This window comes from Pseudomonas sp. M2 (assembly GCF_015751845.1).
Lineage (GTDB): Bacteria > Pseudomonadota > Gammaproteobacteria > Pseudomonadales > Pseudomonadaceae > Aquipseudomonas > Aquipseudomonas putida_E.
Map to the genome: position 1 here is coordinate 5371052 of NZ_JADOUD010000001.1, position 15903 is coordinate 5386954.

Sequence of the window (15903 nt, forward strand, 5' to 3'; positions counted from 1 at the left end):
CTCTTTTCTTCCCTGGATCGTCCCAATAACTACAAGGTGATGGCGATGCAAAAAGACAACCATTTTCTTAAGAAAAAACGCGTATGGATCTACGCGTTTCTCTTCACTTTGACATTGATCAACTATGTCGACCGCGTTTCGCTCTCGGTGGCGTCCAAAGTTCTCAAGGAAGAATTCGATATCTCGCCGGTCGCGATGGGCTATCTGTTCTCGTCCTTCGTCTGGCTGTACTTTCTTGCACTCATTCCCATGGGGTATCTCGTAGGCAGGTTCGGCCCGAAAAAGGTCAATGGCTACGGCATCGGCGTCTGGTCGGTGGCCACAGCCTGCACGGCATTGTCGACGGGTTTCATCTCGTTACTCAGTTGCCGGCTCATCATGGGTATGGGCGAAGCGACTACCTACCCCGCTGGCGCCCGGGTCATTCGTGAATGGATGCCGCTCAATGAACGTGGTTTGGCCACCGCTGTATTCCATAGCGGTAGCCTGGTCGGCCCTGCCATCGGCGCCATCGGTTTTGGCTGGTTGATCAGTGCCTTCGGATGGCGCATCGCCTTCGTCGTTGCCGGTGCATTGGGCTTCATCTGGTTGGCGGCTTGGTTGAAATGGTACAGCCACCCGTCAAAAGCGCCTTGGTTGGACGATGTCGAGCGCGCTGAAATCGCCGAGGGTGGCACGCGATCCGCTGATGGTCCGGAAAAATCGGTATCGCTGGGTCTCAAGGGCTTAGCCCGTTCGAGCAGCATGTGGGCAATCGCGCTCTCGCACGGCTGTGCCGTCTACGCGACCTACTTCTTTCTCACCTGGCTGCCGAGCTACCTGCAGGCCGAGAAAGGTCTGACGGTTATGTCGAGTGGCCTTTATACCGCCATCCCATACCTGGGAGCGGCCATCCTTGCCATCGTCATTGGCCGTCTGAGTGACAAGGCCATGCGCCCCGGCGCTGCCGAAACGGGCCAGCGCCGTCTGGTAGTGGCCAGCGTGCTGCTCGCATCCTCGGTGATCTTCCTGGTACCGGCGATCGACAGCACATGGGCAATTCTTTTTGTGATCACGCTCTCATTGGCGACGTGCGCATCGGCGATCTCGTTAAACCTCTCACTGGTGAACGATCTTGTGCGCTCGGAAGACGATGTTGGCACCGCCGCGGGCTTCATCACTGCCGTCGGCAATCTTTTTGGCCTGCTGGCTCCGATCGTGACCGGCTACGTGGTGGCGGGTTCGGGGAGCTTTGCCCTGGCTTTCGTAGTGGTAGGTGCGCTGTTGGTTGTTGGCGCCGTCTTGTCGATGTTCTGTACCCGTCGCCCGATCGGGATAGCCACGCCTGGTCGACAGGCCATGGCTTGAATTACTTGTAAATGAAGGAAGCAGTAGCGTCATGAATCAACGTAGTAGCGTGTCCCCCAGCAAGCTCCAGGCGCAGCCTGACTTAAGTACCGGCAGTAAATGGCGCCTGGCAATTGCTCTGCTGGCGTTGACCCTTGGAGTATTTGGCCTGGCTCTGTTCGGGGGTGGGGTCTGGCTGATCGCGCTAGGTGGCAGCTGGTATTACGGCCTGACAGGTGCAGGTTGTGTACTGAGCGCCATCCTTATATGGCGTCAACGCCGCAGCGCCCTTTACCTGTTTGCTCTCATATGGGTATTGACGGTGATCTGGGCGCTTTGGGAAGTCGGCCTCAACTGGTGGGGCCTGGTGCCACGCCTGGTGGCCATGACCGTCATCCTGGTTTTGATCCTGATCGTATCTCCGGCGCTACGCCGCACTACCCGCACTGCTGCGTAACGAGGTTAGTAATGTTCACATCCGTCAAATACGGGGGCGCCCTCGCCCTCGCGATTTCTTGCGCGCTCCAGATGCAGTTCGCGAAGGCTCAGGAAATTTCCCAGGTCGGAAGCGACTGGCCATTCTACGGGGGCGATCATAACGCCCAGCGCTTCAGCCCCCTCAAGCAGATCACTCCTGAGAACGTCGGTCGCCTGGAGCGTGCGTTCGTGTACCACACCCGGGATCTACCGAACCCTGGGAGTCGTTATTCTCCGGAGACCACGCCAGTTAAGGTCGGCAACGATCTGCTGATGTGCTCTGCCAAAAACATCCTGATTTCGATCAATGCGGCAACTGGCACAGAGAATTGGCGTCACGATCCGGGCGTACCGGATCAGGCCATTCCTCACGCGGCAGCCTGCCGGGGCGTGGCGGTGTATACCGCACCGCAGCTGCCCGAAACGGCACAGTGCCGCAGCCGAGTGGTTGAAGCCACCCTGGATGCCCGGCTGGTAGCAGTCGACCTCGGCACCGGTGAGCCGTGCAAAGACTTTGGCCAGAACGGCATTGTCGATCTCTGGGAAGGTTTGGGCAAAAAGGTTCCTGGCTGGTACGCGGTGACCGCGCCGCCGACCATCGTGAACGGTGTCGTAGTCACCGGCGCGCAGATCCGTGATGGTCAGGATGAGGATGCTCCATCGGGCGTGATTCGTGGCTACGATGCGATCACCGGCAAAATGGCTTGGGCGTGGGACCTGGGTAACCCTGACAATGTCCATGGCCCTGCCGAAGGCAGCACTTACACCCGGGGCACGCCGAACATGTGGACGGCGGCGGTGGGCGATGAGCAGCTCGGTTATGTCTATCTGCCGATCAGCAACTCCTCGATCGATTATTACGGCTCCAACCGCAGTGAGGCCGAAAACAAATATTCGACCTCGCTGGTGGCCGTGGACGTGAAGACCGGCAAGGACGTCTGGCACTTCCAGACCATCCGGCACGATGTGTGGGATTACGATCTGGGCAGCCAGCCGACGATGCTTGATTACCCGGGCAAAGACGGTAAGCCGGTACCCGCGGTGTTGCTGCCGACCAAGCAAGGTGACATCTACATCCTGGATCGCGCCACCGGCGAGCCGCTGATTCCGATCGGTGAGGTCAAGGCGCCTAAAGGGGGATCGGTGGAGCCGGCGTTTTTGGCTGATACCCAGCCTACCTCCGAATGGCACACCCTGCGCAAGGCACCGAAAACAGAAGCGGACATGTGGGGCTTCTCGCCGCTTGACCAACTGATGTGCCGTATCCAGTTCCGCCAGGCCAACTACGAGGGCTACCTGACCCCACCGTCAGTGGATCGTCCCTGGATTCAGTACCCCGGCTACAACGGGGGGTCAGATTGGGGGTCGGTAGCCATTGACCCGGTACGCCGACTGCTGATTGCCAACTACAACGACATTCCTAACCTGAACCAGCTGATACCGCGCGAGCAGGCCGACAAGATGGGGCTCAAACCCATCTACGCGCCGAAGCCCGATGAAACCACCTTGAACAAAGCAGGCAGCAAGTCAGGCAAAGGCGAAGGCGGTGCCTCGACCTACCCGCAAGTCAACGCCCCATACGCGATCAGCGTGAATGCGGGTTGGCGCAACTGGGGTACAGGCGTCCCATGCTCGGCACCGCCCTATGGTGGAATCCGCGCAATCAGCCTCGACACAGGCAAGACCGTTTGGGACGAGCCGCTGGGTACCGCGCGCCGCAACGGGCCATTCGGCATCCCATCGCATTTGCCGCTGAACATCGGCTTGCCGAACAACGGCGGAACTGTGGTGACTGCGGGTGGATTGACGTTCGTCGGGGCGGCAACCGATAACCTGTTCCGTGCCATTGATACTACGACCGGTGAGGTGCTGTGGGAGGACGTGCTGACGGTGGGTGCCCAGGCAAACCCGATTTCCTATGAAGTCGACGGTGAGCAGTATGTCCTTGTCTCTGCTTCCGGGCATGCCTTCATGGAAACCGGAACCAGCGACGAAATCATCGCATACAAGCTGCGCAAGTAATCGCCAAGGCGGGGCCTGTTCAGGCCCCGCTTCGCCAAAATCGTTAAAGGAGATTGAACATGGATTTAGGCTTGCTGGGTAAGCGGGTGCTGGTCAGCGGCGCCTCCCGAGGCATTGGCCGAGCTATCGTGCAGTTGTTTCTCGAGGAAGGCGCCCAAGTGGCATTCTGTGCTCGGGGGCAAACAGGCGTTCAGAGCGCGCAGCTCGAGTTTGGCGAGCGCGCTTGGGGCACTGCGGTGGATGTTACCCAGCCCGAGCATGTTCGGGCCTGGGTCAATGAAGCAGCACAGCATATGGGCGGGCTGGATATCGTCGTGCCCAACGTCAGTGCTTTGGCTGGGGGTGATGACCTGGAGACCTGGCGGCGAGCCTTCGACACCGACCTGTTGGGCAGTGCAACGATGGTCAAAGCCGCCCTGCCCGCTCTTCGTCAATCACAAGCGGCAGCGGTCGTGCTGATCTCGAGCGTCTCGGGCCGCGAGGTCGATATGTTCGCAGAACCCTATGGCGTTCTGAAGGCAGCCTTGCTTCACTACGGCAAGACCCTCTCGGTGCGCCATGCCCATGAGGGCATCCGCGTTAACTCCGTTTCTCCAGGCAATGTGTATTTCCCGGAAGGCGTGTGGGGAGATATCGAACGAGAACAACCCGATACCTTCGCCAAATGCCTGGCCGATAACCCGATGGGGCGTATGGCTACTCCGGAAGAGGTCGCTAAAGCGGTGGTGTTCCTGGCCAGTCCCGCGGCAAGTTTCACAACCGGTACCAACCTTCTGGTCGATGGTGGCCTGACGCGCTCAGTGCAGTTCTGAGTGCCCGCCTCGGTATTGGCTCTAGGAGCGAGGATCGACGTGATGAAACTTTATATCTACGAACACTGCCCCTTCTGTACGCGCGCCCGCATGATCGTTGGGTTCAAGCGTCTTCCGGTAAGGCTTGAAGTCATCATGGAGGGTGATGCTGAGACACCTACCCGCCTGATCGGCAAGAAAGCCGTGCCGATCCTGCAGAAGGAGGATGGCAGTCACATCGGCGAGAGCCTGGACATTGTTCGGTATCTGGACGGCATCGGCCCACCCGCCCTGGTCGCACCACAAGATCGCGCACTCGACGCATGGGTCAAGGAAGCTTGGCCGACAGCGCTCAAACTTTTTATTCCGCGGTTCGTAAACGGGCAGTTTGCGGAGAGCGCCACGCCAGCCGCGAGGGAGGCTTACCGCCGGCGGGAAGAGCAAGCCTTCGGTGACTTGGAGGTGCTACGGGAGCAAACGCCGAAACTGGCCGCTGAAATGCAACCCCTGCTTGATGCACTGGCGCCATTGGTAGCAGATAGAGCGACACTTGGAATCAACGACATTACCCTCTGGCCTGTGTTGCGATCGCTGTCCATCGTCCAACAGATAGCATTTCCGGCACAGGTGCTCGGTTACATGCAGCGGCTGAGTGCGTCATGTAATGTTCCCCTGCTGTTCGGACAAGAAGCGTGATTTGCCGATGGTCTGCCAATCTTTACGGCGCCAGCTAAGATGCTGACGGTGGACGTCAGCCGCCGTGTGGTGAGCTTCAATCAGCTTCACTTCCCCGTCAAAGCTACGCCCAGCCGGATTTTGACATTGCTTTTGCGCAACCAAGGGCATGTCGTGAGCAGACCGACGATTTACAGAGAAATCTGGGGGTACCAGTTCGATCCTGGTACCAAGATCATCGACGTGCAGATTTGTTATCTGAGAAAGCTTCTGAAGACATTGGACGCGCCGGTCGAGATCAAAACCTTTCGGGGCAAAGGCCTTTGCCTGCAGTTGACTGTAAGAAGAGCAGCGTGACAGTGGTGTTTGGCGTGCCGGATGAGGTTTTCAGTGATTTGATCGCCTCACCCATCAGCTGCCCTGCGAACCGAACCGTTGTTTATCGGGCATCACATTGCGGGGACTTTTCTTTCACTTAATTTTCACGGGGCTTGAGCGAGCCTGAAGCTACCCCTACGTGTGATAGACCTTGCCCGCCCAGCAGCGGGCTTTCTTTTGTGCGCAAATTACCACTCGCTCAAGCCATTCTTCCACTGAACTGCCTGCATCTTACGAAGGCCGTCTTGAGTAGCTCTAAGCGCTCGGCAGTTTTTACCCAGCGGGTAATGAAATGCGAGTGCAGTTCGTTACGTGAAAAATCCAAGTACCTGGATGAGTTTGGAATGCTTGGTGCTATCCCTTGCTATGTTCAGGTGAGGACGGCCCCGTACCGCGCTTGATGCCCCGGGGCCCAAGTACACCCCAGATAGCCAGGCCGATAATTGGCAGCGCCAGCAGCAGCAACGCCCACATTGCCTTCGTCACATCGGGCTTGTCGCTACGAAACACGCTGACGATCGCCCATAGATCAACCAGCAGGATGATCGCCGCCACCGCAATCCAGAAATATGTCACAGGCTCGGTCATGATCGCCTCTCCTCTGCTTGGGGAACAGGCCGCACCGTCTTCGCGTACATCACGGCCCTTACTCAAAAGAAGTCATCGCGCGTGGCAAAGTTCAGACGATGTTGAGCGGTCGGGATAAGCGGAGGCCATCGGCAATGAACCAACATCGCATCCAGCACGTCCACCGAAAAACCGCAACGAGAGCTGCGCAATGGCTACCGCTCCCCTGTCCGAAACGCTTGAATACCTCAAGTCGCACAAATTGCTGCTGACTACCGCCGAATCCTGTACGGCTGGCACGATGATCGCCCTGCTGGCCACGTTACCGGGGACCGGAGAGGTGCTGGAAAGCGGCTATGTAGTCTACTCACCCAGTGCCAAGCAGCGCCTGCTCGGCGTGAGCCCGAAAACCATCGAGCGCTACGGATTGACCAGCGAAGCGGTCGCTCGGGAAATGGCCTTGGGCGCACTCGGGCACAGCGACGCGACCGTTGCTATCGCCACCACCGGCATCAGCGGGCCGGAACCTCATGACGGTATCGCGCCTGGCACCCTTTGTTTCGCCTGGGCATTTGCGGGTGAGCCATTGGCGGTGTTCACCCGCAGCCAACGGTTTTTTGGTGAACGCGCCGATGTCATGCGTGAGGGGGCGCTCTACGGGCTGACGCGTCTGGCGCATTATCACCAGCGCTGGCTTCGCGGTGAGCGCGCGTGAGGGCACCACCATGAACGACGATGAGCGCGTTTCCAGGCGTCATCCTGTCGAGGAAGACATGCCTATGCAGCAACGCGTGTGGCGCTTCGAACGGGTCGGCTGGTATGCGCTGGTGTTGATCGTGCTGATGGCGCTTGCGGGGCTGTTCGGCAATGGCCCGCTCAGTGATGCCCAACTCGTGAGTACAGATGGGCGAGTGGCAGTGGCGTATCAGCGGCTCAGCCGCAGCGGTACATCTGAAAACGTGCGCATCACTGTTCACGGGATTGCCGGGCAGCCGGTGATGATACTGCTCGGGGGCGACTTGCTGCGCGAAGCGAGTATCGAAATGCTGCAACCACAACCGCAGAAGTCGCTCTCGCACGGCGAGTCGCTGCTGCTGCAGTTGGGCACCAGCAAGGATGGAGTGGCCACGCTCTACCTCACCTTGCGCAGCGAACACGTCGGCCCCCTTGAAGGGATCGTCAGCGCCGGCCCGCAAAGCGCGGTGCATTTCTCTACCTTCCTTTATCCGTAGGAGCGACCATGGACTCCATTCTTCGCGCGGCAGGCATGTACCTCGCTCTGATGTTGCTGTTTCGCGTGGCTGGCCGGCGTTCACTGGCGGACTTGACCACTTTTGACTTCGTGTTGCTGCTGATAATTGGCGAAGCGACTCAGCAGGCTTTACTGGGCGATGACTTCTCCTTCACCAACGCCATGCTGGTCATCGCCACCTTGATCGCGCTAGAAGTCGGCTTGTCGCTGGCCAAGCTCAATTCCAAACGGCTGGCGCGACTGCTAGACGGGCACGCTACGCTGGTGGTCGAACAAGGACGCTTTCTTCATCACCGCATGCGTAAAGCGCGGCTGACAGAAGACGACATACTTGAGTCTGCTCGCGACAGCCAGGGCATAGAAACTGTAGCCAAGATCAAATTTGCCATCGTCGAACGCAACGGCAAGATTTCGATAATCCCTCAGGACTGATCGGGCCGCAGCAGATACTCCAGCAGGCGTGCTGGTGCACGCGCTGATGCCTGGGCCTGCTGCGGGAAGCTGGTTCGGTTCAAGGCTGTTGGTAATGGCCCGGCGACGTGCCGGGCTCATGGTCATGCTCCAGGCGCTGTACCTGCACATCAGAGAACGAAGACGCTTCGTTGCGATGAAGCCCCTGCAGGTACTCACGGGCGGCCTCCCTGCTCAGGTCTTCTTCGTCGCTGCGACACTCGCAAGTGCCAGGCTGGTTGTCGAGGATATAGCTGATCAAATAAAGGTACTTGGCCATCGCTTCAATTCTCCGAGGTTACGGGTGAAGAAGGAGTGGGTATCTAAGCATTTGATTGACTTGCAACCATGAGCCGCACCAGCACTTCGTGGTCGACCGGTCTGCTGAGCAAGAAACCTTGCACTTCATGGCACCGGTCATCACTGAGCAGCGCCAGTTGCTCAGCGGTCTCAACGCCCTCGGCGGTGACCGTCATGCCCATCGCATTGCCCAGGTTGATGATCGCCTGAACCACACTGCGGTCACTTGCGCTCTTGCCCAAAGATTGAACGAAACGTTTGTCTATCTTGATGCTGTCGAACGGATAAGTTCGCAGGTAGCCCAAGGAAGAATAACCGGTACCAAAGTCATCCATGTTCAAGCGAACCCCCAGTTCCTTTAACGCGTTCATGGTCTGCAGGGCACCTTCGACGTCATTGAGCATCACATTTTCGGTGATCTCCAATTCCAGGCGATGGGCAGGTAACCCTGTATGTCGCAACGCCTCGGCAACATCACGCACTACGTCACTGCGGCTGAACTGGGCCGGCGACATGTTGACCGAGACCATGATCTCCATTGGCCACGTCTTGGCCTTGGCACATGCTTCGTGGAGGACCCAGTTACCCAACTGCACGATCAGATCGGATTCCTCGGCCAAGGCAATGAATCGATCCGGGCGCAGCAAGCCCTTGCGCGGATGCTGCCAACGCACCAGCGCTTCCGCCGAGGCAACCGTCGTACCGTCGACCTTGTAGCGCGGCTGGAAATGCAGCACGAGCTCGTCACGGCCGATGCCTTCGCGCAGCTCCCGTTCGAGCATGCGTTTCTCCAGCAGCGCTTCGTTCATCTGCGCAGAAAAGTAGCGCCAGGTATGCTTGCCAGCAGACTTTGCGCCGTATAGCGCGATGTCTGCATATCGGATCAAGTCACTTGCAGTGCCAGGATAGTCAGCTGAAAGAGCTACGCCGAGGCTGACACCGACCTGAACGCAATGGCCCTCCGCCAGAATAGGTCGTTGCAGTGACTCCACCACTCGGGCACAGAAGCCATCCACTTCTGTTCGCTGTCCGGGACGTGAGAGCACGATGATGAATTCGTCCCCTCCAAGACGGGCCACCAGGTCACTTTCTCGCGTTATTTCATCAAGGCGCCTCGCCACCTCAATGAGCACCGCGTCGCCGGTCGGGTGGCCAAGGCTGTCATTGATGGGCTTGAAGTTATCAAGGTCCAGCAAAATCAGCGCTACGGCCTGTGGCGAAGCGCCCTGTGCAGCCTGTTCCAGAAATCGGAAAAGTTTGTTGCGGTTGGGCAGCCCTGTAAGGGCGTCGTGCAGCGACAGGTGCTGGATCTGGGCATGAGCGGCGACTTCGTCGGTGATATCGCTGCAGGTTCCACGAAACCCTTTACAGTGGCCATGATCGATACTTGCCCGTGCCGCAATGCGACAAATACGCTGCTGCCCGAGGTGGTCATGGTATTGGCAGCGCAAGCTGCCCGTAGCGTGGCTGGCGGCCAAGCCGTGCAGCCAATGTTCCAGGTGCGCGGTATCGCAATCGAGCAGTTCGGTAATCGGTCGATGCAGCCAAGCGCCTGCCGGGTGCCCGGTTAGCTCGGCAAATCGAGCCGACAGGTAGATCAGATGCAAATCGGCATCGGTCTCCCATATCCAGTCGGATGAAGCTTCGGCCACAGCCCTGAACCGCTCCTCGCTGGTTTCCAGCGCCGCTTTGGAGGCGGCAAGCTGCTGGTGGCTGCGGTCGATACCCGTGCTGGCGCGCATGGCATAACGGGCGAACAGCGTCACCAATACGCCAATGAGCACGACTGCTAACGCTAGCGCTGGCACCACCGTAGAAATCAGCTCACTGCCCGGCCGTACGATGTTCCACGTCAGAATATGAGCGCTGCCTTCCAGTGGCAGGGCTCCCCTCGCCTCGTCACCGGTGTTCAGATCGGTGACGGCGAGGCCAGACAGCCCAGCAGCACGGCCCAAAGGTTCGAGCACGCTGGCATCGAGCACCCTGACAAACACCATAACTGCGCTGGGAGCGGGTAGATGATGCGGCATAGAAGGCGGCTGAATGACCGCAGCGGCGAAAATCGCTGGTTGCTCACCGAACCGGAAGTAACCTGAGGCGGCTTGTTGCTTGGCAGCAACCTGCCGCGCCTGGCTGATGATCCTGTCTGCCTGAAGGCTGTAGCGAGCGAAGCCTTCACCGCTCAATTGGCCATTGACCATGGCATAAGGGGTGCCATTGCCATCTAATACGAACACGGCCGTATAACCATCCGCGGTATACAGCGTGGGGCCCACGTTGTCCTCATCAAAAGCCCACTGCACATCGGCTTCGCGACCCAGGTGATCAAATGCCGATTGCCAGATCGCATGGGTAAGTACATAGCTGCGCTCATTTTTTTGTAGCTGGTTCATTGCAGATTCAGCATGAAAACGGCTTTGCGCCCTTTCGCGATGATCCAGTGACCCCGCGATTCGATAGAGGGACACCAACCCTACGATCAGCACCAGCATCAGCAGCCCGGAAAACACCAGTATCAACTGTCGAACCACATCGCTGCGCGTCGACAGATCATTGCTATTGCTATTGATTGCGTCCATTCAGTCACCGAATGCCTGGGATTTTTACGATTGACTGAACCGACACCGGAAATGATCGCTAAAAGTGACAACCGGTGGCCTGCGCGTCGGGGGCCCTGGATCTGCCGGCAATCAAATGGAACAGGCCTGGGGTATCGCTGCCTAACCAGAGGCAACCCCACCGCGCAGGAGCCACGACATGGCAGCTTCCAACCAACCCGACCCGTATGTCGATGAAGTCCCTCAGAACCCGGGGGAGCCAGCTCCCAAGCCTGGCCCGGACGATGAGGCGCCTGATTGGCCTGATGATCAGGTACCACCTGAAGAGCAGTCTGATGGCTGATCACCTGCCCCCTGGGAAATGTTCCATGCGCGCACTCAGAGTCTTTTACGCTGTGTTACCTGTTGCTTGCGGCCTTGGTCTATGGGGCTGCAGCGCTGCCACTACCAAATCCCCCGTAGAGGCACCTGGTAGGCCTACAACGACGGGCACTCAATTGCTCGAAGCAGGCGCTGCGGTGCTTCAGGCCAAGCCCCCGATTGATGCGCTCAACGCCTACCTCAACGGGTTTCATTTTTATAACGGTCAGCCGGACGCCCAAATGGAGGCTCATCACTACTGCGCGATTCTCAACGAAGACGTCATTCAATGCGTGATTTACGACGGCAATACCCAGGCTGCCAAGATCATGGGCGTCGAGTACATCATTGACGCCAGCCTGTTCGCCAAACTGCCTGCCGCTGAAAAGCCCATGTGGCACAGCCATGGCTATGAGGTATCCTCCGGCCAGTTGAGCGCACCGGCGATACCCGCGAGCGCCGAGCATGCCTTGATGAAGCGCTTGGCCCATACCTATGGCAAGACGTGGCATACCTGGCACACCGATCAGGGCAAGCGGCTGCCCCTTGGTGTGCCGCAGTTGATGATGGGGTTCACTGCAGATGGGCAGGCCGACCCCGCCATGGTTCGCCAACGCAGTCAACGATTGCAGCTGGATATGCGCAAAAGCAAGGCCCTACGCGCCGACATCCCCATCCCTCCAGCCGACCCCGCAGCGGATGGCTGGCAGCATGGCAATATCATCCAGATCACCGACCCGACCGGCCAGCACGATCATGCCCCGGCTGCCCTCCCGACAACCAACGATTCGAACAGTCGTTCAAGCCCATGAATCGGGTCAGGCGATCAAGGCCGGAAGCTGGCGTGCAAGCAGTTCGGCAGCTGAAGGCTTGAGGCGGGACGGTGCCAACTTGTCGCGCGGCACCCACTTGCACGCCACGATTTCGTTTCCCGGCACAGGGTGGTCTTGTTCATCGATCTGCAATGTGAAGATGTGATGGACAATACGACCCGCACGGACAGTGCACAGTGCTACCAGACGCCGGCGGCGAATACCTGTTTCCTCCTGGAGTTCGCGTATGGCCGCATTGTGAGGAGGCTCGTGCGGTTTGACGCCGCCCCCCGGGAAATTCCATTTGCGCGATTTGCGGCGCACCAGCAATAGCCTGCCGCTGCGAAAGCAAAGCACTGTAGCTCTTGCTCGAAGCTCGCCTTGTTTAGGCATGGTCACCTCCTTTACCCATTCTTGAGTAACGGTGGACTACCTGAATATTCGGTACGTTCAAAACTCTGTCCGTATCATGGCCGGCACTACAGTCAGACCTGCAAAAGGAAATCGCGCGCCAGCAATTGAATCGACAATCCCGCGCGTGGATTGGCAGCGCGTAGTTCATCTTCCACTCGCCGAAGCTGACTCAGGTTTGAGGAGCGATGGTTCGCAAGCAAATTTGCGGGCACGTCCCACACCCCAGGCCAATGCCCGGGTCATCGACTCTCCAGGCCGAGAGTCGAAAGCTTCTTCGTGCAGCGCGGCCCCAGAGGGTGCGTAGACGCCTATGAACATCTGCGTGTTTCCGGTGCGGGATAACCGGACTTGCACGTCGATGTGAGTTCCATCGTCAAGAATTTCGTCATGGCTGCGATTGTGAAGACTGGGGTCTGCCCAGTCCCAGTACACATGTCCTCGAGTTCTCATAAAGCCTCCCTCGGTGTTCGGCCTGCCCTTCTTACTAGATACTTAAAATAGCGAACCTGTTCAGGCAGACAATCGAAAGTCCGTGAATTGAGAACTGAATCTGACTATCGGCAGAAAAACTATACAATCTCAATACTTTGTATAGTTTTCCGAAAGTTCTACAGTTCTTCGCTGGAACCCCGGTGGGGATCTTGATCCTCATTGAAGTGTCTCAGGTAGGGATGGGTGATGATGCCCTTACCGTAAACCTTTGACCCACCAGCCTGCAGGAAAGGAACTCGAATGGTACCGTTCGACCTTCAACGGATGCTCCTCGGCGAGCTGCCTCTCGCCTTTCTTCTCGAAGTCGCCTTCAGGGTCTTGGCGGCTTTTACGGCCGTATTCTTCTTTCTCAAATTCAGTGGCCGACGCGGGATCAAACAGCTCTCCCGCTTCGAGCTGGTCGTCATTCTGACCCTTGGCTCCGCTGCCGGCGATGTGACCTTCTACGAGGATGTTCCCCTGCTCCCGGTGGGACTGGTGTTCCTGACGCTCCTGCTGCTGTATCGGGGTATCGTCTTCCTCATGAAACGAAGCAAGGCTTGCGAAGCCTTGATTGATGGATTGCCAATAACAGTAGTGAAGGACGGCATGTACGAAATCCACTCGCTGCGCAATATGAACATTTCGTCGAACGAGCTCTTCATGGAGCTACGCCAGCGAGGTGTCGAGCACTTGGGCCAGGTACGTTTAGGTCTGCTGGAAACCGACGGAGAACTCAGCGTGTATTTCTATGGGCCGGAGGACACCAGGGCCGGCCTGTCAGTACTTCCATTCGAGCATCGGCCGGAATACACAACACCGCCCCAGGCTGGCCTCTATTGTTGTGTGGGCTGTGGCTTTCCTGCCTACCATCAGTCGCACGATTCGATCGCGTGTGAACGCTGCGGCCATGCTGTCTGGTCTCCAGCACTGCATACGATGCGCAACCGTTAGCTGATACCGCCTGCCCTCTCCTCTGAACTTTGCTGCATCTCCAGCATTCAGCTGCTTAGGCACACAGCATATTGCAGGCATTCATGCGAAGGGGTTTGTACCATGATCGATCAAGCGACAGGCATGAAACCAGGCGAACGTTACTGCGTGGAGAACGTCGAACGCGCTCATCAGTTCCCTGGTTTTTTTCAGGACGGCAAGTATTACCTTGGCCCCGAGCTGCTCACGGCAGTCGGCTGGCTTGAAGGGACGAAGTTCATCTATGACAGTCTGGATGCGCAAGGTGAACCGGTCTTCCCGGAGCGGGTGGCGGGCACCATTGAGGGCATGAAGCTGGTGCTGGTCGACGGCACTGCACTGCAGCTCTCGAAGATAGCAGCCAGTGATACCCTCCTACCTACGGCTGGCAACATCGAGCAAGCCTCACAACCTGACGAACCTGAAGCTCCAGCACCGGTAAAGGGCCCGTTGCGCGGCAAGGTCGTGGTCATCACTGGCGCATCGAGTGGTATAGGCAGGGCTGCCGCGCATGCCTTCGCTTGCAAAGGCGCGCGGCTGGTGCTCGCCGCACGCGATGAGCAGGCGTTGTTCGACGTGCTGGACGAATGCACCGACTGTGGAACAGACGCCGTGGCAATCATTACCGACGTCACCCGTAGCGACCAGGTGCAAGCGCTGGCCACCCAGGCGGCCGAATTTGGCCATGGCCGGATCGATATCTGGGTCAATAACGCAGGCGTTGGCGCGGTGGGCAACTTCGAGCAAACGCCCCTGGAGGCACATGAACAGGTCATTCAGACCGACCTGATCGGTTACCTGCGCGGGGCCCACGTGGCCCTTCCCTATTTCAAGGCCCAACGCAGCGGCATCCTCATCAACACACTGTCACTGGGCAGCTGGGTTGCCCAGCCCTACGCGGCGGCCTATTCGGCAAGCAAATTCGGCCTGCGCGGCCTGACCGAAGCGCTGCGCGGAGAATTGACGGAGTTCCCCGACATCCACGTCTGCGACATTTATCCAGCGGTCATGGACACCCCAGGCTTCAGGGATGGCGGCAATTACACCGGCCATGCGCTCACGCCACCCGGGCCGATCTACGATCCGGAGCGGGTAGCCAAGGCCATGGTAGCTACCGCCATCTCCCCACGCGCCAACACCACGGTGGGCGCTGCCGCTCGCCTTGCTCATCTGGCGAGCTACGTCGTTCCGCGCCTGGCGCTGGTTTCAGGGTGGCTGACACGCAGGGCCTTGAACCGCAGCCCCAATGTAGAGGTTTCTTCCGGCAACCTGTTCGAGCCACCGAGTGGCCGGCGCAGCGTGGATGGTGGTTGGAAATCCAGCAACGACAACATGCCGTTGTGGGGCGTGGCGGCAGCCCTCGGAGTCATCGCTGGGCTGGCCGTCACCCGCTCGCAACGCAGGCGCCGTTAAGCGCACCACCGAGCAACGAGCAGGAACTTTGCTCGCCATTGCGGGCCCCTATTTAAGGTCTATCGGTAAAGGAGATGAATGATGAGTGCACAACTGAACGGTAAGCGCGTGGCCTTTCTGGTCACCGACGGCTTCGAGCAGGTGGAACTGACCGGCCCTCGTGAGGCGTTGGAAAACAGCGGTGCGGTGGTCGACATCCTGGGGGATAAGGAAGGTACGGTCCGTGGCTGGAACCATGACAAGCCCGCCGACGAATTCGCCGTGGACGCGACTTTCGAGGGTGCCCATCTCGATCTTTACGATGCCTTGGTGCTGCCCGGCGGCGTTCAGAACTCCGACACGATTCGCTTGATTCCCGGCGCGCAAAAGCTGGTTAAAAGCCACGACGCAGCAGGCAGACCGCTGGCTGTCATCTGCCACGGTGCCTGGCTGCTGGTATCGAGCGGGTTGGCCAAAGGCAAGCGGATGACCAGCTACAAGACCTTGCAGGATGATATTCGCAACGCCGGCGGCACGTGGGTGGATGAACAGGTAGTGGTGGATGGCAACCTGATCAGCAGCCGCCAGCCGGACGATATCCCCGCCTTCAATGAACAGTTGATCAAAGCGTTGGCAGGCTGAGTTTCGCGTACCTGCGCAGAGTGTGAACAGCAGCGAAACGATTG

General features: G+C 58.6%; 19 protein-coding genes. 14 read left to right on the plus strand and 5 right to left on the minus strand.

All coding sequences use genetic code 11. The features are described from left to right. Nucleotides 1-45 precede the first annotated feature (45 nt). Genes IWW33_RS24860 through IWW33_RS24885 form a run of 6 tightly spaced genes read left to right on the plus strand, consistent with a single transcriptional unit; the run spans nucleotide 46 to nucleotide 5648 of the window. Complete coding sequence (locus IWW33_RS24860) at nucleotides 46-1347, plus strand: MFS transporter (RefSeq protein WP_119689030.1); 1302 nt, start codon at nucleotides 46-48, stop codon at nucleotides 1345-1347. A 31-nt stretch (nucleotides 1348-1378) separates the two neighbouring features. Continuing rightward, complete coding sequence (locus tag IWW33_RS24865; protein ID WP_174141328.1) at nucleotides 1379-1783, plus strand: glucose dehydrogenase; 405 nt, start codon at nucleotides 1379-1381, stop codon at nucleotides 1781-1783. Between the two features lie 11 nt (nucleotides 1784-1794). Further along, nucleotides 1795-3825, plus strand: coding sequence for a pyrroloquinoline quinone-dependent dehydrogenase (locus IWW33_RS24870; protein WP_174141329.1), 2031 nt, complete (start codon nucleotides 1795-1797; stop codon nucleotides 3823-3825). Between the two features lie 59 nt (nucleotides 3826-3884). Beyond that, nucleotides 3885-4637 carry an SDR family oxidoreductase gene (locus IWW33_RS24875; RefSeq protein WP_174141330.1) on the plus strand — a complete coding sequence of 251 codons (753 nt, stop codon included), beginning with the start codon at nucleotides 3885-3887 and terminating at the stop codon, nucleotides 4635-4637. Between the two features lie 42 nt (nucleotides 4638-4679). Then, on the plus strand, nucleotides 4680-5312 hold the full coding sequence (gene grxB, locus IWW33_RS24880) for a glutaredoxin 2 (protein ID WP_174141331.1): 633 nt from the start codon (nucleotides 4680-4682) through the stop codon (nucleotides 5310-5312). A 39-nt stretch (nucleotides 5313-5351) separates the two neighbouring features. Beyond that, nucleotides 5352-5648, plus strand: a complete 297-nt coding sequence (locus IWW33_RS24885) for a winged helix-turn-helix domain-containing protein (protein ID WP_125923141.1) — start codon at nucleotides 5352-5354, stop codon at nucleotides 5646-5648. Between the two features lie 375 nt (nucleotides 5649-6023). Here IWW33_RS24885 and IWW33_RS24890 read toward each other — a convergent pair whose 3' ends face one another. Beyond that, complete coding sequence (locus tag IWW33_RS24890; RefSeq protein WP_046786310.1) at nucleotides 6024-6257, minus strand: PLDc N-terminal domain-containing protein; 234 nt, start codon at nucleotides 6255-6257, stop codon at nucleotides 6024-6026. A gap of 190 nt (nucleotides 6258-6447) precedes the next feature. Here IWW33_RS24890 and IWW33_RS24895 point away from each other — a divergent pair, with 190 nt between their 5' ends. The 3 genes from IWW33_RS24895 to IWW33_RS24905 are packed head-to-tail and all read left to right on the plus strand — an operon-like array spanning nucleotide 6448 to nucleotide 7920. Continuing rightward, nucleotides 6448-6951: a CinA family protein gene (locus IWW33_RS24895; protein WP_046786311.1), complete on the plus strand. Its 504-nt coding sequence runs from the start codon at nucleotides 6448-6450 to the stop codon at nucleotides 6949-6951. 10 nt (nucleotides 6952-6961) lie between these two features. Further along, nucleotides 6962-7468 (plus strand): hypothetical protein, encoded by a 507-nt coding sequence (locus IWW33_RS24900; protein ID WP_115275556.1) that lies wholly within the window; start codon nucleotides 6962-6964, stop codon nucleotides 7466-7468. An 8-nt stretch (nucleotides 7469-7476) separates the two neighbouring features. Then, entirely contained in the window at nucleotides 7477-7920 is a 444-nt protein-coding gene (locus IWW33_RS24905) for a YetF domain-containing protein (protein WP_174141332.1), read from the plus strand. A 79-nt stretch (nucleotides 7921-7999) separates the two neighbouring features. On the opposite strand, the gene IWW33_RS24910 is transcribed toward IWW33_RS24905, so the two are convergent. Further along, entirely contained in the window at nucleotides 8000-8218 is a 219-nt protein-coding gene (locus IWW33_RS24910) for a hypothetical protein (RefSeq protein WP_046786312.1), read from the minus strand. A gap of 43 nt (nucleotides 8219-8261) precedes the next feature. After that, entirely contained in the window at nucleotides 8262-10817 is a 2556-nt protein-coding gene (locus tag IWW33_RS24915) for an EAL domain-containing protein (protein WP_174141333.1), read from the minus strand. Nucleotides 10818-10995: 178 nt separating this feature from the next. On the opposite strand from IWW33_RS24915, the gene IWW33_RS24920 reads away from it, so the two are divergent. Together IWW33_RS24920 and IWW33_RS24925 are read left to right on the plus strand one after the other, a co-directional pair. Further along, complete coding sequence (locus tag IWW33_RS24920) at nucleotides 10996-11139, plus strand: hypothetical protein (protein WP_158621126.1); 144 nt, start codon at nucleotides 10996-10998, stop codon at nucleotides 11137-11139. Between the two features lie 25 nt (nucleotides 11140-11164). Then, entirely contained in the window at nucleotides 11165-11968 is an 804-nt protein-coding gene (locus IWW33_RS24925) for an OBAP family protein (RefSeq protein ID WP_174141395.1), read from the plus strand. A gap of 6 nt (nucleotides 11969-11974) precedes the next feature. Here IWW33_RS24925 and IWW33_RS24930 read toward each other — a convergent pair whose 3' ends face one another. Together IWW33_RS24930 and IWW33_RS26800 are read right to left on the minus strand one after the other, a co-directional pair. After that, nucleotides 11975-12361: an NUDIX domain-containing protein gene (locus tag IWW33_RS24930; protein WP_119689022.1), complete on the minus strand. Its 387-nt coding sequence runs from the start codon at nucleotides 12359-12361 to the stop codon at nucleotides 11975-11977. Between the two features lie 165 nt (nucleotides 12362-12526). Continuing rightward, nucleotides 12527-12832: a hypothetical protein gene (locus IWW33_RS26800; RefSeq protein WP_080952115.1), complete on the minus strand. Its 306-nt coding sequence runs from the start codon at nucleotides 12830-12832 to the stop codon at nucleotides 12527-12529. A 282-nt stretch (nucleotides 12833-13114) separates the two neighbouring features. Between IWW33_RS26800 and IWW33_RS24935 the strand changes: the two genes are divergently transcribed. From IWW33_RS24935 to IWW33_RS24945, 3 genes are all read left to right on the plus strand, one after another. Next, complete coding sequence (locus IWW33_RS24935) at nucleotides 13115-13807, plus strand: YetF domain-containing protein (RefSeq protein ID WP_119689021.1); 693 nt, start codon at nucleotides 13115-13117, stop codon at nucleotides 13805-13807. A gap of 102 nt (nucleotides 13808-13909) precedes the next feature. Further along, nucleotides 13910-15238 (plus strand): SDR family oxidoreductase, encoded by a 1329-nt coding sequence (locus tag IWW33_RS24940; RefSeq protein ID WP_174141334.1) that lies wholly within the window; start codon nucleotides 13910-13912, stop codon nucleotides 15236-15238. 81 nt (nucleotides 15239-15319) lie between these two features. Then, nucleotides 15320-15859, plus strand: a complete 540-nt coding sequence (locus tag IWW33_RS24945; RefSeq protein ID WP_046786317.1) for a type 1 glutamine amidotransferase domain-containing protein — start codon at nucleotides 15320-15322, stop codon at nucleotides 15857-15859. Nucleotides 15860-15903 lie beyond the last annotated feature (44 nt).